A 13,477-nucleotide genomic window follows, 5' to 3' on the forward strand; every position below is an offset into this window, starting at 1 on the left:
CATCGACGACAGACCGATGCGACCCGCGGTCGAATCCCATGATCTGCGAATGCGATACGGGGACAAGACCGTGCTCGAAGGTGTCGACCTCACCATCGCCCCTGGCGAGGTCGTCGCCCTCCTCGGCCCGAACGGTGCCGGCAAGACCACCACGATCGAAGTCCTCGAGGGCTTTCGCCGACGGTCCTACGGGACCGTGCGAGTCCTGGGCGTGGACCCCGACCGGGGTGACGAGCGTTGGCAGGCGCGCATGGGCGTCGTCCTGCAGTCGTGGCGCGACCACCGCCGCTGGAAGGTGCGCCAGCTGCTGCACCACATGGCGGCCCACTACCGGCGCTTCTCCATCCCCGAGCGCCGCCCCTACGATCCGGACGAGCTGCTGGAACTCGTCGGTCTGACCGCGCAGGCGGAGGCACGGGTCGGGCAGCTCTCGGGCGGGCAACGGCGCCGGCTCGACGTGGCCATCGGCCTCGTCGGAAATCCCGAACTGCTGTTCCTCGACGAGCCCACGGTCGGGTTCGACCCCGAGGCTCGCCAACTCTTCCACGACCTGATCCGCTCGATCTCGCGCGACACGGAGATGGCGATCATCCTGACCACCCACGATCTCGGTGAGGCCGAACTCCTCGCCGACTCCGTTGCCATCCTCGTAGGAGGTCGGATCGTCGTGCGCGGCACCACGGCCGAGATCGCCCACAAGTACGCCTGGGGGACGCAGGTCTCCTATCGCTGCGGCGGATTGGTCCACACCGAGACCGTCACCGACGCGACGTCCTACGTGCGCGAGGTGCTGACGGCCCGACCGGACGCGACCGATCTCGTGGTGCGGCCGCTCAGCCTCCACGACGCCTACCTGCAGATGATCCGCGCCGTCGACGACGAACTGGCCGACGCGCAGGCGCTCACCACCATCCAGGAAGGACCGATGATCACCCATGCTCACTGACGTCCTCCGCAACGGCCTGAGCCGCGGGATCATCGAGTTCCGTCAGAGCTTCGGCCTCGTCTTCCACTACCTGTTCTTTCCGATGATCGCCCTCGTGGTGATGTACTTCCTGCGCGGCATCGACGTGCAGGGCAGCTCGCTGGGCAGCTACTCCGTGCCCGGCATCCTCGCCATGAACATCGTGTTCACGGGCGTCATGGGGCTGGCGACCAACCTCATCGCCGAGCGTGAGGACGGCACGCTGATGCGGGCGAAGTCCATCCCCTACGGCATCCACTCCTACCTCGTCGGCAAGGTCGGCAACCAGATCGCCCTGACGGTGCTGACCTTCGCGTTCGTCCTGGTCGTGGCCGCGATCATGTACCCGGATCTCCTGGACGCGAATCTGCGCAACACCGTGAGCCTGCTGTGGCTGCTGCCCCTGGGTCTGATGGCGACGCTGCCGTTCGGGGCGATCCTCGGCTCGTCGATCCGCAACCCGCGCAACCTCAGCTTCGTCTCGCTCGGGTTGATGGGTCTGGTCAGCGTGTCGGGTGTCTTCTACCCGCTCGCGGGACAACCCCAGTGGATGCAGGTGGCCGGGCAGTGCTCGCCGATCTACTGGCTGGGCCTGGCCATCCGTTCGACGATGCTGAACGACGCGGCCGTGGCCGCCGAGATCGGCCAGTCCTGGTGGACCGCACAAATCCACATGGTGCTCGGTGCCTGGAGCTTCATCGGGGTCCTGCTCGCGGTGTTCGTCCTGCGGCGCGGCGCCCGGCGGCAGGCGGGTAGCCGGATCCCTCGGCAGATCGTCCGTGCCGAGCGGCTTCCCGACGAGGTCGTCCCCTCGGAGTCGAGCACTCCGCCGGCCGACCGCACCCTCCAGCCGGGCTGAGCCCGGGCATCACCATCTCGTCGGCCTTCGCGCGACGACGACCGGGGCCCGACCACACGGTCGGGCCCCGGTCGTCCGTACGGCACCGGCGGGTCTCGCCTGGGCGCGAAGACCGCTGCAGCGCAGGCGTCTACGCGTCCTCGCCGTCGTCGGTCATGAGGCCGTTCTCGTAGGCGAACACGACGCCCTGGATCCGGTCGCGCAGCTCGAGCTTGCGCAGGACCCGGCCCACGTGGGTCTTGACCGTGACCTCGGCGATGAACAGGTGTCGGCCGATCTCCGTGTTGTTCATCCCCCGGCCGATGAGCCCCAGTACCTCCAGCTCCCGCTCGGTCAGGGAGTCCAGCCGCTTGCGCGCCCCCGCTGACGCATTCGAACCGGCGTACTTGCGCGTCATCGACGAGACGAGGCTCCGCGTCATCTTGGGTGAGACCACCGCCGTCCCGCCGTGGGTGGAGACGATGGCCGCCAGGAGCGAGTCGGGCGGGGTGTCCTTGAGGAGAAAACCGCTGGCCCCGTTGGCGATGGCCTCGTAGACGTACTCGTCGAAGGCCAGCGTGGTGAGGATCAGCACCTTCGGCGCCTCGGGAAGCGCGGCGATGCGTTGCGCCGCCTCGACCCCGTTGAGGGTCGGCATGTTGATGTCCATGAGGACCACGTCGACCTGGCCCAGGTGGGAACGCACGAAGCTCACCGCACCGGCACCGTCGCCGGCCTCACCGACGACCCTGGCCACCGTGGAGGAGTCGACGATCATGCGCAGTCCGGCCCGGAACAATTGGTCGTCGTCGACGACGAGGGTGCGGATCATCGGGACCTCCGGGGTTCGTCGTCCTCGTGCAACACGTGGGCCGCCCCCACGATGGCATTCGCACCCTCCGGCCCCGACACCGGCCGCTCCCGACGGGGGTGGGGCAGGTGTGCTCGGACGGTGAAACCCCCTCCGGTCGAGGACCGGCGTCGAACGACCCGTCGAGGAGTTCGACCCGTTCTCGCATGCCTCGCAGACCGAAGCCCCCGGAGGCGGTGTCCCCCTGGTCGTCGCCGGCGCCGCCCAGCTCCCCGTCGTCGGTGATCTCGATGTCGAGCCCGGTGTCGCGGAAGGTCAGCGTGACGACCACCCGCGTGACCGAGGTGCCGTGCTTCATGACGTTCGTCGTGGCCTCCTGCACGACTCGCAACAACGTCTGCTGCACCTCTCCGGAGACCTCGCGGCGGTCGCCGTGCACGACGAACTCCACCTCGATCCCCGCGGCAGACAGGCCGGTGAGCGGCGCGGCGATGCCGTCCACTCCCCGCGACGGCGTGGTCATCTCGGGAGGCTCGTCGCGCAGCACCTGCAGCAGGCGACGCAACTCGCCCAGGGACGATCGGCAGGACTCGCTGATGTGGTTCAGGACCTGCCGGTCGTTCTCGTGCAGGTGGGCGGACGCGCGCATCGTCCCCTCGCTGAGCATGAGGATGTTGGCGAGGCTGTGCGAGATGACATCGTGCAGATCCCGGGCGATCCGTGTGCGTTCGTCGGCGGCGGCGATCTGCGCGAGGTGGTCCTGTTCCCTCATGAGCTGCTCGGCCCTCTCGTCGAGGCTGCGCTCGTAGGCGGACCGCAGACGTGCGTTGGTGCCCGCCGACCAGGCTCCGAGGATGATGAGTGTGGCAGCGACGGCGGGGACGACCGCCGAGATCGCGTCGGCGTGGACCGTGGCGGCGGTCAGGACGAGGAGGATGGACACTCCGACACCGGTCAAGGACACCTCGCGACCGGTCTTGGCCGCGAGGCTGTAGATCACGAGAAGAAGGAGCACGTTGCCGGGGACGAAGGCGATGCCCAGTGCGATCTGGGCTGCGACGGCGACGAGTGTGAGGCCCGTGGCGAGAACCGGCATCGACCCGGCGATCATCCACGGAAAGCACAGGGCGACTGCGAGAGCGACGACGAACGGCTGCGGCTCGCCCTGCCAGGGCAAAGCTCCTGTGACGGTCAGCGTGTAGAAGAGGATGAAGACGACCAAGGCGGCACGTCCCGCCATGTCTGCCCAGGCAGGTCCCCGATACCGCTTCATTTCCCCGAACACCCAGGCAGCTTAACCAGACTGGCTATGGCGACCATGACCACAAGGACCGGTCCACCACCGACGTCGATGGTGTCCCGGCCCTCGTGGGCAGTGTGGTCCGCCGTGATCGCCGACGGACCGCGTCGTCGACTCACACGGCATTCGCGTCATGGCCGTGTGCTGTTCCTCCGAGGTTCACCATCGACAGCCGTGGCTCGCCCGACGTCCGTCGAGGGCGGCCTCGTCGAGGTCACGACCCGAGGAGGCGACCCATCGCGTCGCGGAGGGCCTGGTGCAGTTCGGTGTACTGCCCGACGGCCGGGTTGACCACGGACAGCGCCCACATCAACGCGACGAACCCGGTGAGCGCGAGCACCGTCGCCGAGGCGGCGACGCCGACCACGGACAGGGATCGATCCCCGTGGGAGCGTCGCAGCGCGCGGCATCCGAGCCACAGGCCGACGGCCGCGACGGCCGGTGGGACGAACCCGACGACGGGCACAAGGATGAGAACCGGGGCGATGACCAGCGCCACCGCGGCCAGGGCGATGGAGCCGAGGGCGAGGCCACGGGAGCCGTCACGAACGGGAGCCGGGGCGGTCGTGGGAGGGGAGTGCGGGTGATGTTCGACATGGTTGCTCCTTGGTCTGGTGGTCGGTTGTCGTGCGCGACGAACGGCCGGGGTCAGGCGCGGACGTCGCGGCGATCGAGGGTCACGGTGGTCAGGCCCACGACGACGGCAGTGAGCAGGGTGGTCGCGAGGACGACCATCGAGATCGATCCGGCGGTCAGCGGGCCTCCTGCGTCACCGAAGCTGCCGGTCGTGAGCTGGGCCGATCGGGTGGCCAGCGCGTGCGGCAGGACGAACACGGCCGCGGAGACGCCTGCGGTGAGCAGCACCACGCCGATCCCTGCGCCGACGAGTCCGACGGCGACGGGAGCGGCGAAGGACCGCATGAACATAGAGAGTCCGGACTGCAGCGCCGCGAGCGGCAGGCATCCGACCGCGACGAGCAGGCTGACGCCGACATACTGCGCCGGCAGCATCCCGGGCAGGCCGTAGGCGACCTTGCCGACGAGGACGACGATCGCCAGCAGCACCGCCTGCATGGCCGCGGCCAGGGTCCCCACGACGAGGGTCTTGGCCAGGACGATCCGCAGCGAGGACGTCGGACCGGTCATCAGCGCGTTCCAGTTCCCGTGGCGGTGTTCGGCCCGCCAGGTCAGGGACGCGAGCACCGCGACGCCCAGGATCATCGGGAACAGCCCGTGGAATCCGACGGTCCGCAACCAGAGCGTGTCCCACCCGTTCTCCAGCGGTTCTCCGGAGGACAGGGTGCGGAAGGTGGCGGCGGCGACGATCACCAGCGGCAGCACGAGCACGACGGCCCAGCTCTGGGATCGCTTCAGCTTGAGCAGTTCGGCGGAGAAGCTGGTCATGTCAGGCCTCCTGACGGTCGATCCGGCGCGTGATCAGGGCGAACACCGCGATGGCGATGGCACCGAGGACGAGCACGCTCACGTAGGACGGGGTGAGGGTGACGACCTCGCCGCCCTGGTAGCGGCCGGCGGCGATGAGGGCGTAGTACCCCCACGGGGTGGCGTGGGCGGCCCAGGAAGGCAGTCCCTCGGCCATGAGGGCGACGACGGTGCCGACGATCCCGATGCCGAGGGGGATCAGCTGGTTCTCCAGTCGCGCCGACAACACCACGTGCAGGGCAAGGACGACGAGGTTCGCCACAGTGGCCGCGAGCGCGTACCCGGCCAGCAGCCCGACCGGCGCGGCGGACGTGGCTCCGAGCAGCGTCGCGACGGCCGCGACGGCCAGGATGGCGACGACGGTCACCCCGGTGATGACGACGCCCGTGGTCAGCAGCTTGGCCCGGCACAATCGCCCCCGGTCGGTGCCGGCGCTCTGGTTGAGCAGCCAGCCGTTGCCCTGATGCTCGATCTCGATGCTGCGGGAGGCGACGATCGCGATGAGCAGCGGCGAGGCGAGCGCCATGCCTCGGGAAAGCGAGGCGAGGACGAGCGGCCAGGTCACCTGGTCGGCTCCCGCGGAGACGATGCCCAGCAGGGTCATCCCGAGGACGGCCAGGACGAGCATGGCGCCGACGGTGCCGACGTGCAGGTGGGCGAGTTTGGCGAATTCGTTGCGGACGAGTGAGGCGTTCACAGTCGACCTCCGCTGGTGATGTCCATGAAGACGTCCTCGAGCGACTGCTCGTCGCGACGGACGCCGTACACGGGGGCCCCGGCAGCGACGAGGTCGGCGACAGCCCGAGCGGTGTCGGGCTCGTCGATGCCGCCCAGCCGGATGGTGGTCCCCTCGATCCCGGTGACGCGGCCGTTGAGCGTGTGTTCGGCCCGTTGTGGCTCGGGGGTCTCGATGAGGACGTCGGGGGTGGAGGCGGCGAAGAGATCGGTCCGGGTGCCCTGGAACAGCAGCCGGCCGCCCGACAGGATGCCGAGCATGTCGGCGGTCTTGTCGATCTCGCCCAGCAGGTGGCTGGAGACCATGACCGTGGTGCCGGCGTCGGCGAGCTGCCGCATGAGCCCGCGGATCTCCTCGATGCCGGCCGGGTCGAGTCCGTTCGTCGGCTCGTCGAGGATGAGCAGCTTCGGCTCACGGGCGAGGGCCATCGCGATGCCAAGGCGCTGCTTCATGCCGAGCGAGTAGTTGCGGACCTTCTTGTCCAGCTGGTCCTGCAGCCGCACGGTGCGCACGGCTCGGTCGATCTGTTCGGAGGACAGACCCAGGGACCGCTGCACGATCCGCATGTTCTCCCCGCCGGTCAGGTGCCCGTAGCCGGGGGCGCCTCGATGAGCGAACCGATGTGCCCGAGGAGCTCGCGGCGGCTGCGCCTGCTCATCGGTCGCCCGAGCACCTCGACCTCACCGGTCGTGGGCGTCACGAGCGACAGGATCATCTTCATCGTCGTCGACTTGCCCGACCCGTTGGGTCCGAGGAAGCCGTAGACGCAACCGGCGGGAACGGCCAGGTCGACGTCGTCGACGACGGTGCGGTTTCCGTACGTCTTGCCGAGGTGGTGGGTGCTGACGATGTCCATGACTCGACCCTCCCGCGCCGGGGCGGGTCGGGTCGTCACGCCTGCGGAGTATTTCCGGCGTCATACCCAGGTATCACCCTGCCGGCGTGCTCGACATCGTCGCAGGTCAGCGGCTTTCACCAGCAATCACGTGTCGACGCGCCACGGCGGCATCCGCGATTCCGCGATGCGACGAGGCGATCTCACCATCCTCTGACCCCTGAACCGACGGCCGTGTGTTCGCGCGCCTCCGGTCAGTGGCCGTCGCCGTGGCCGACCCGGACGACTCCGCGCTCATAGGCCAGGATCACCGCCTGGGTGCGGTCGCGCAGGTCGAGCTTGGTGAGGATGCGCCCGACGTGCGTCTTGACCGTGACCTCCGAGAGCACCAGATGCCGGGCGATCTCGGCGTTGGTACGGCCGGTCGCGATGAGCTCGAGGACCTCGTGCTCGCGCGGGGTGAGCTCCTCGAGTCTGACCGGTTCCCCGCCCGGCTCGGCAGACGCGCCGGAGGTGAAGTGTTCGATGAGTTCGGTGGCGCGGGGTCCGACGATCGCGTCGGCGCGGTGCACGTGACCGATGCCGGTGAGCAGATCCTCGACGGGTGAGTCCTTGACGAGGAACCCGCCGGCCCCGGCGCGCAGGGCGTCGTACACGTACTCGTCCAGGTCGAAGGTCGTGAGGATGAGGACACCGGGTCCGCCGTCGGCGCGCGATCCGTAGGCGTCGCGGATCGCGCGGGTCGCCGCGATGCCGTCCGTTCCCGGCATGCGGACATCCATGAGCACGACGTCGGGGGAGGTGCGTGCGACGAGGTCCACGACGTCGGCGCCGTCGGTGGCCTCGCCGACGACGTCGACCTCCGGGCGGGCACCGAGGACCATGCGCAGACCTGCGCGGACGAGCTCCTGATCGTCGACGAGGACGAGACGGATGGGGCTCGACCCGGTGTTCTGTGCGGGGTCGGACGCCGTGGCGTCGCCGTGATCGGAGATGGAAACGGACCTGGGTTCTTTCGGATCGTTCATGGGTTCCTCCGTCGGGGCAGGACGGCGCGGACTTGGTAACCGTCGCCGGTGGGGCCGGTGTGCAACGTGCCCTCGAGGGCGGTGACGCGCTCGCGCATGCCGAGCAGCCCATGGCCGGGGCCGTCGGCGGTAGGGACGGGGTCGCCGCGACCGTCGTCGCTGACACGGGCCTCGATCTCGTTCTCGCCGTAGGTGATCGCGACCTCGACGTCGTCGACGTCACCGGCGTGCTTGCGGACGTTGGTCAGCGACTCCTGCACGATGCGGTAGATCGTGAGCTGGGTGCCGGCGGGGAGGTCTCCCGCGTCGCCGGCGACGTTCACGCGTACGGGGGATCCCGCCGCCCTCGCTTCGTCGACAAGGGCGTCGAGGTCGGCGAGCCCGGGTTGCGGTCCGAGATCGGCGTCGTCGTCCGAGCGCAGGACGCTGAGCATCGAGCGCATCTGGGTCATGGCCTCGCGGCCGGTGTCGCGGACGGTGATCATCGCCGTGCGGGCCTGCTCGGGGTCGGTGCGGACCGTGGACGCGGCCCCGTCGGCCAGCAGCGTGACGGCGCTGAGGTTGTGGGAGACGACGTCGTGGATCTCCCGGGCGATGCGGGCGCGTTCCTCGGCCGCGGCCATCCTGACCTGGATCTCCCGTTCGCGTTCGAGCTGACGGTTGCGCTCCTCGAGGCCCTGGATGTGTTGGCGGCGGGTGCGGGTGAGCTGGCCGGAGACCCACGCGGTGATCGGCAGCAGGACGAGCACCGCGACGTCGCCGAGCGTCAACGACTGATGCGCCTGATGCAGGGCGGAGGCGAGCACGACCCATGCGATGGTCAGCCCGGCCGCGGGAACGGACCGGGCCGGGACGTCACGGGCCGCGAGGCCGACGAGCGCCAGCACCAGCATGAGGTCGGCGACGAGCAACTCGATGCCCAGACCGAGTTGGACGTAGGCCGTGAGGAGGATGACGACGAACACGGCGACCGGATGACGCCGACGCCACACGTACGGCAGACACAACCCCACCGGCACGAGCAGCGCGAGCAGCGACGCCCCGCCTGCGGGGATGCCCTGGATCGGGAGGTTGTAGAGGAAGACCGCCGCCGCGACGATCACGTCGACGAGGACTCCCGACCGCGTCGGTGGAGGTCGCACCGGCTCGTCCAGCGCGCCGCGTTCGGCCCCCTTCTCGGGAGCGGCGGTGGGCAGACGAGGGTCGTCACGGCCACCGATACCCATGCGTTCGAGCCTAGACGAGGAGGGTCGACGCGGTCATGGACGGGAGAGCACGCTCGATGCTCACCTCGGTGGGGGTGGCTCAGCCCGAGACGGTCATGGTGCTGAACATCGGCCACCAGAAGAGTTGCAAGGCGAACAAGGGCGGCGCGGGCAGCAGCGCCGGGATCACGCGACGGAGGACCGGGGCGTTGGTGAGGCGCGGGACGAGCGCGCAGACCGCCCACACCCAGAACACCGCAGCCCAGGAGGCGATGAGCCAGCTCAGCAGCCAGAAGATGGTCGAACCCTCCATCGCGGTGTACCGCTCGGCCTTCTCGACGATGTCGTAGAGGACACCGACACCGATCGCCACGACCATCGACCCGGTGGCCAGGTGTGCCAGGACTAAACTGAGGGTGAAGGGTGAATCATCGGCGCGGACCGTCACGGGCGCGGTTGCCATGGCATCACCGTAGACCCGGACGCCACGTCCCGATAGACCGGCGCGGATCGATGCAGAGATGACTGCAGCCTTGGTGTCGTCATGACGACACCGATCCTGCCTTCACGGCTGCGTTCACGGCTGCCTTCACGGTGATGACGCTGCACGCCCTTGCGCCCGGGTCCGCGCGACGCTCCTGCAGGGCACGGCCTCATCAGAAGGGTGGGGGTCCTGGGTCGGTGTCGGTCCAGGGGTCGCGTCGTCGTTCGGTGGTTCGACGTAGCTGTGGTCGTCGTGGTCGGTGGATGTGGATGGGGTCGTCGCCGAGGTCTCCGACCAGGACGGTGTCGATCGTGGTGGTGCGTCGGCAGTCGGGGCAGCGGGTGATGCGATGCACCACGCGCTCCGGCTCGGCGGCCCTCGATCCGGACGCAGTGACCGCTCCGGGCGCGGGGTCGGCGGCGGGGTGGCCGGCAGTGCTGAGGGCCTCCAGGATCTGATCGGGTGAGGGTGGGTCGGGGTCGCGATAGTCCCAGGGTGTGGTGCGATAGCGGCGTCCGGTGGGGGTGGTCCAGATGATCGTCCCGTCGGGTGCGGGTTCTCGATGGGAGTGCCAGGTGCGGCGGGTCTTGTGGTTGTGCCCGCCACGATGCTTGGCCGACACGTTCGACTCGCTGGTGGGGCCGCCGTCGGCGTAGTCGATGTCGTGGTCCATGTCGCAGGCCCCGGCCGGACGGGTGCTGCCTGGCACTCGGGAGACCCGGTCCCGGGCCACGATCCGTTCGCGCAGGTCTCCGGTGACCGCGTATCCGGTGCTGGCCAGGTCGACCAGGTGCCCGCTCATCGGGTCGGTGACCAACCGCCGCCAGGTCGACCCCGCGGCGAACGCCACATCGCGCACGATCTCCGCGCAGATCCACTCCTGTCGGCCCGCGATCGCCACCATTCCCGGATCGGTACTGGCACCCATGAGGGAGGCCACCGAGATCACCACATCGACCCGCGCCGCGGGCAACCCTCCGGAGAACGTCGAATACGCGGACAGGCCGGCGACGTCCAGGATGGTTGAGTCGGTGGGCAGTTCGCCCCACTGCAGCAGGTCCAGGGTGATGTCGGAGCGCAGCTGGGCCAACGTGCGCGGATCCCCCTCGCCCCGCAGCCGGCGCGCGATCCGATCGACGCGTTCATGGGCGCTGGCCACGCGCAGCACATGTCCCGATACCGACAGGGTGGCCTCGCCCTCGGGTAGCACGTCGATGCGGGTGCACCGCTGCCGCATCCGCTGGGCGTGACGCTCGGAGGCGTCCACGTGCCTGGCCACGAGGCGCCGCAGCCGGGCGCTGAACACCTCGTGCGGCACCAAGAGTCCGCCCACTCCGTCGAGCGACCGCGCCGGATAGGGCGCCACGACCCGCGTCACCAGGTCTTCGATGTGCTCGGCCGGGACCTGAGTCGCGGACTCCATCACCCGCCGTGCCCGTTCCCAGGACAATTCACCCCGAGCCAGCGCCGCCCGGATCGGTCCCGTCCGGGCGGTCTCACCGCAGGCCAGGTCCAGTCGGGCGCGGCATTCATGAACCCGCAACCCCGTCGCCAGTGCCACCTCATCGACCACACACGCATCGGCCTCGGCGACCTCCAGGGTGCGCCGCCCCGCCGGGACGTCCGGCGTCAGCGCCGCGAGGGCCTCCCGCTGCCGACCGCGCGCCATGACCTCCATGAGGACCACCGACCGCGCCACCAGCGCCGCCCGCTCACGTTCGATCCGTTCCAACTCGGACAGCAACTCATCCCCGGACATGCCCGCGAACACCGCCGCCTCGACACGCTCACCGTCCGGGCGCGCGAGGAGGGTTGCAGGTCCCACATATTCGGTCGCTGTCGACACAACCCTCACCCCCGATCACCCGTCTGATTCCTTCCCCCATCCTACCGCTCACTTCTGGTGAAAGTTATGTTCAACCTAGAAATAATCGAATATGTGTACGAGTTATCCACAGCGCTGTTCATGCTCATACGTCGTCCACAGCGACACCAGGTCAAGCTGGCTCTACAGGAACGGACACCGTCTGATGATCTCCACCGCCACATCCCCCGGGGTGCCCTCGTCGGTGTGAGGGACGTCGTGCCCCGCGCCGAGTCGGTCCTTCCGCACGGCGGCCCGGAGGAGTTGACTGACCACCGAGCACACCCGATCTCGACGTCCCGGCGTCCTCGACGTCACCGCCCCACCCACCAGGAGTGAACGCATGCGCGCCACCGTCATCCACGGACCTCGGGACATCCGCGTCGAGGACCGTCCCGACCCGACGATCCTCGAACCCACCGACGCGATCGTCCGCACCGTGGCGGCCTGCGTGTGCGGCTCGGACCTGTGGCGCTACCGCGGCATCGCCGAGGTGCCGGAGCCGGTGAAGATCGGGCACGAGTACTTCGGGATCGTCGACGCCGTCGGGGATGCCGTGTCCACGGTGCGGCCGGGTCAGTTCGTCGTGGGCGGATTCCGGCACAGCGACGACACCTGCTCGATGTGCGCCGTCGGGATGCACGCGCACTGCCTGAACGGCGGCGGGTACGACGGCTGCCAGGCCGAGGCGATCCGCATCCCCAACGCCGACGGCACGTTGCTCGCCACTCCCGAGGAGCCCGGAAAGGAGCAGGTCGCCGATCTGTTGGCCCTCTCCGACGTCATGGCCACCGGGTGGCACGCCGCCGTGTGCGCCGACGTCCGCGAGGGCGGCACGGTCGTCGTCGTCGGGGACGGCGCAGTCGGTCTGTGCGGGGTGATCGCCGCCGCGCAGCTCGGCGCGGGCCGGATCATCGCGATGAGCCGGCACTCCGATCGGCAGGCCCTGGCCACGCACTTCGGCGCGACCGACATCGTCGCCGAGCGCGGCGACGAGGGCGTCGAGCGGGTCATGGAGCTCACCGGCGGCGGCGCGGAGTCGGTGCTGGAGTGCGTCGGGACCCAGGACTCCGTGGTGCAGGCGCTGCGGGTCGCCCGCCCCGGCGGGATGGTCGGTTGGGTCGGCGTGCCGCACGTGACCGACCTGCCGCAGGAGCACATGTTCTGGCGCAACGTCGGACTGCGCGGCGGTGTCGCCCCGGTGCGTGCCTACCTCCCGCACCTGCTCGACCTCACCCTCGCGGGGACGATCGACCCGGGCAAGGTCTTCGACCTCACCCTCCCGCTGGAAGAGGCGGCCGAGGCGTACGCCGCCATGGACGAACGCCGCGCCGTCAAGTCGCTGCTGCTGCCGTGATCGACCGCCGGGAGCGGGTCCAGCCGCGCATCGTGCCTGCCGATCAGGCCGACTGTTCCGACCTCGACACGGTCTTCGGCGACCGGGGAGGCGCGGCCGAGTGTCGGTGCCAGCGGTACCGCCTCGCGCGAGGTGAGTCCTTCGCGAACACCCCGGTGGAGGAGCGTGCCGAGCGGTTGCGGGAGCAGACCGGGTGCGGCGAGGCGGGGGCGCCGTCGACGAGTGGACTCCTCGCCTACCTCGGCGACGAGGCGGTGGGATGGTGCGCGGTCGCACCCCGAGCCGAGTACAAGGGCCTGGTCCGCGACGCGAACCAGACCGCGTGGCGTGGGCGTCAGGAGGACCGCAGCGACCCCGGGATCTGGGCCGTGACCTGCGTGCTGACCAGGGCGGGATGGCGCGGCCGCGGCATCGCGACAGCTCTCGTGGCAGCGACCGTCGACCACGCTCGCGAGCGCGGGGCCCGGGCACTGGAGGCGTATCCGATCACCGTGTCCGCGACATGGGGCGAGGAGCATCCCGGCCCCCTCGGGATCTACCTCGCCGCCGGATTCGCGGAGGTCGCGCGGCCCTCGAAGCGCAGGGCCGTCGTGCGCGTCGAGCTGTGAGGTG

15 protein-coding genes are annotated in these 13,477 nt (G+C 69.7%); 4 read left to right on the forward strand and 11 right to left on the reverse strand.

What is annotated here, in order from left to right:
* Window positions 1-49: 49 nt before the first annotated feature.
* Both QQK49_RS18470 and QQK49_RS18475 read left to right on the forward strand, forming a co-directional pair.
* A complete protein-coding gene (locus QQK49_RS18470; RefSeq protein WP_284305253.1) occupies window positions 50-946 on the forward strand; it encodes an ABC transporter ATP-binding protein in 897 nt (298 codons plus the stop codon).
* Window positions 936-1,823: an ABC transporter permease gene (locus tag QQK49_RS18475; RefSeq protein WP_284305254.1), complete on the forward strand. Its 888-nt coding sequence runs from the start codon at window positions 936-938 to the stop codon at window positions 1,821-1,823. The genes QQK49_RS18470 and QQK49_RS18475 overlap by 11 nt, the downstream gene beginning before the upstream one ends.
* 130 nt (window positions 1,824-1,953) lie before the next feature.
* Here QQK49_RS18475 and QQK49_RS18480 read toward each other — a convergent pair whose 3' ends face one another.
* The 11 genes from QQK49_RS18480 to QQK49_RS18530 all read right to left on the reverse strand — a co-directional run bounded on the left by QQK49_RS18480 (window position 1,954) and on the right by QQK49_RS18530 (window position 11,469).
* A complete protein-coding gene (locus QQK49_RS18480) occupies window positions 1,954-2,634 on the reverse strand; it encodes a response regulator (RefSeq protein WP_284305255.1) in 681 nt (226 codons plus the stop codon).
* Complete coding sequence (locus tag QQK49_RS18485; protein ID WP_431310596.1) at window positions 2,540-3,886, reverse strand: sensor histidine kinase; 1,347 nt, start codon at window positions 3,884-3,886, stop codon at window positions 2,540-2,542. Before QQK49_RS18485 ends, QQK49_RS18480 begins: the two co-directional genes overlap by 95 nt.
* 241 nt (window positions 3,887-4,127) lie before the next feature.
* The gene (locus QQK49_RS18490) at window positions 4,128-4,412 is read right to left on the reverse strand and encodes a hypothetical protein (protein WP_284305257.1); all 285 of its coding nucleotides are present in this window, start codon (window positions 4,410-4,412) and stop codon (window positions 4,128-4,130) included.
* A gap of 149 nt (window positions 4,413-4,561) precedes the next feature.
* Window positions 4,562-5,317 (reverse strand): ABC transporter permease, encoded by a 756-nt coding sequence (locus tag QQK49_RS18495; protein ID WP_284305258.1) that lies wholly within the window; start codon window positions 5,315-5,317, stop codon window positions 4,562-4,564.
* 1 nt (window position 5,318) lies between these two features.
* A complete protein-coding gene (locus tag QQK49_RS18500) occupies window positions 5,319-6,053 on the reverse strand; it encodes an ABC transporter permease (RefSeq protein WP_284305259.1) in 735 nt (244 codons plus the stop codon).
* Entirely contained in the window at window positions 6,050-6,649 is a 600-nt protein-coding gene (locus QQK49_RS18505) for an ATP-binding cassette domain-containing protein (protein ID WP_284305260.1), read from the reverse strand. Before QQK49_RS18505 ends, QQK49_RS18500 begins: the two co-directional genes overlap by 4 nt.
* A 23-nt stretch (window positions 6,650-6,672) precedes the next feature.
* Window positions 6,673-6,948, reverse strand: a complete 276-nt coding sequence (locus tag QQK49_RS18510; protein ID WP_284305261.1) for an ATP-binding cassette domain-containing protein — start codon at window positions 6,946-6,948, stop codon at window positions 6,673-6,675.
* Window positions 6,949-7,181: 233 nt separating this feature from the next.
* The gene (locus QQK49_RS18515; protein WP_284305262.1) at window positions 7,182-7,955 is read right to left on the reverse strand and encodes a response regulator transcription factor; all 774 of its coding nucleotides are present in this window, start codon (window positions 7,953-7,955) and stop codon (window positions 7,182-7,184) included.
* On the reverse strand, window positions 7,952-9,181 hold the full coding sequence (locus tag QQK49_RS18520) for a sensor histidine kinase (RefSeq protein WP_284305263.1): 1,230 nt from the start codon (window positions 9,179-9,181) through the stop codon (window positions 7,952-7,954). The genes QQK49_RS18515 and QQK49_RS18520 overlap by 4 nt, the downstream gene beginning before the upstream one ends.
* Before the next feature lie 79 nt (window positions 9,182-9,260).
* Complete coding sequence (locus QQK49_RS18525; protein WP_284305264.1) at window positions 9,261-9,623, reverse strand: hypothetical protein; 363 nt, start codon at window positions 9,621-9,623, stop codon at window positions 9,261-9,263.
* Between the two features lie 193 nt (window positions 9,624-9,816).
* Window positions 9,817-11,469, reverse strand: coding sequence for an HNH endonuclease signature motif containing protein (locus QQK49_RS18530; RefSeq protein WP_284305265.1), 1,653 nt, complete (start codon window positions 11,467-11,469; stop codon window positions 9,817-9,819).
* A 382-nt stretch (window positions 11,470-11,851) separates the two neighbouring features.
* On the opposite strand from QQK49_RS18530, the gene QQK49_RS18535 reads away from it, so the two are divergent.
* Together QQK49_RS18535 and QQK49_RS18540 are read left to right on the forward strand one after the other, a co-directional pair.
* Window positions 11,852-12,865 carry a zinc-binding dehydrogenase gene (locus tag QQK49_RS18535; protein ID WP_284305266.1) on the forward strand — a complete coding sequence of 338 codons (1,014 nt, stop codon included), beginning with the start codon at window positions 11,852-11,854 and terminating at the stop codon, window positions 12,863-12,865.
* Window positions 12,862-13,473, forward strand: coding sequence for a GNAT family N-acetyltransferase (locus QQK49_RS18540; RefSeq protein WP_284305267.1), 612 nt, complete (start codon window positions 12,862-12,864; stop codon window positions 13,471-13,473). The genes QQK49_RS18535 and QQK49_RS18540 overlap by 4 nt, the downstream gene beginning before the upstream one ends.
* Window positions 13,474-13,477 lie beyond the last annotated feature (4 nt).

The sequence above is a fragment of the Mobilicoccus caccae genome (genome assembly GCF_030161635.1).
Lineage (GTDB): Bacteria > Actinomycetota > Actinomycetes > Actinomycetales > Dermatophilaceae > Mobilicoccus > Mobilicoccus caccae.

Bases quoted from the DNA above. Each gene is read 5' to 3' on its own strand.
- QQK49_RS18470 (WP_284305253.1), top strand. From the start codon at position 50: ATGCGATACGGGGACAAGACCGTGCTCGAAGGTGTCGACCTCACCATC.
- QQK49_RS18475 (WP_284305254.1), top strand. From the start codon at position 936: ATGCTCACTGACGTCCTCCGCAACGGCCTGAGCCGCGGGATCATCGAG.
- QQK49_RS18480 (WP_284305255.1), bottom strand. From the start codon at position 2,634: ATGATCCGCACCCTCGTCGTCGACGACGACCAATTGTTCCGGGCCGGA.
- QQK49_RS18485 (WP_431310596.1), bottom strand. From the start codon at position 3,886: ATGAAGCGGTATCGGGGACCTGCCTGGGCAGACATGGCGGGACGTGCC.
- QQK49_RS18495 (WP_284305258.1), bottom strand. From the start codon at position 5,317: ATGACCAGCTTCTCCGCCGAACTGCTCAAGCTGAAGCGATCCCAGAGC.
- QQK49_RS18510 (WP_284305261.1), bottom strand. From the start codon at position 6,948: ATGGACATCGTCAGCACCCACCACCTCGGCAAGACGTACGGAAACCGC.
- QQK49_RS18515 (WP_284305262.1), bottom strand. From the start codon at position 7,955: ATGAACGATCCGAAAGAACCCAGGTCCGTTTCCATCTCCGATCACGGC.
- QQK49_RS18520 (WP_284305263.1), bottom strand. From the start codon at position 9,181: ATGGGTATCGGTGGCCGTGACGACCCTCGTCTGCCCACCGCCGCTCCC.
- QQK49_RS18525 (WP_284305264.1), bottom strand. From the start codon at position 9,623: ATGGCAACCGCGCCCGTGACGGTCCGCGCCGATGATTCACCCTTCACC.
- QQK49_RS18535 (WP_284305266.1), top strand. From the start codon at position 11,852: ATGCGCGCCACCGTCATCCACGGACCTCGGGACATCCGCGTCGAGGAC.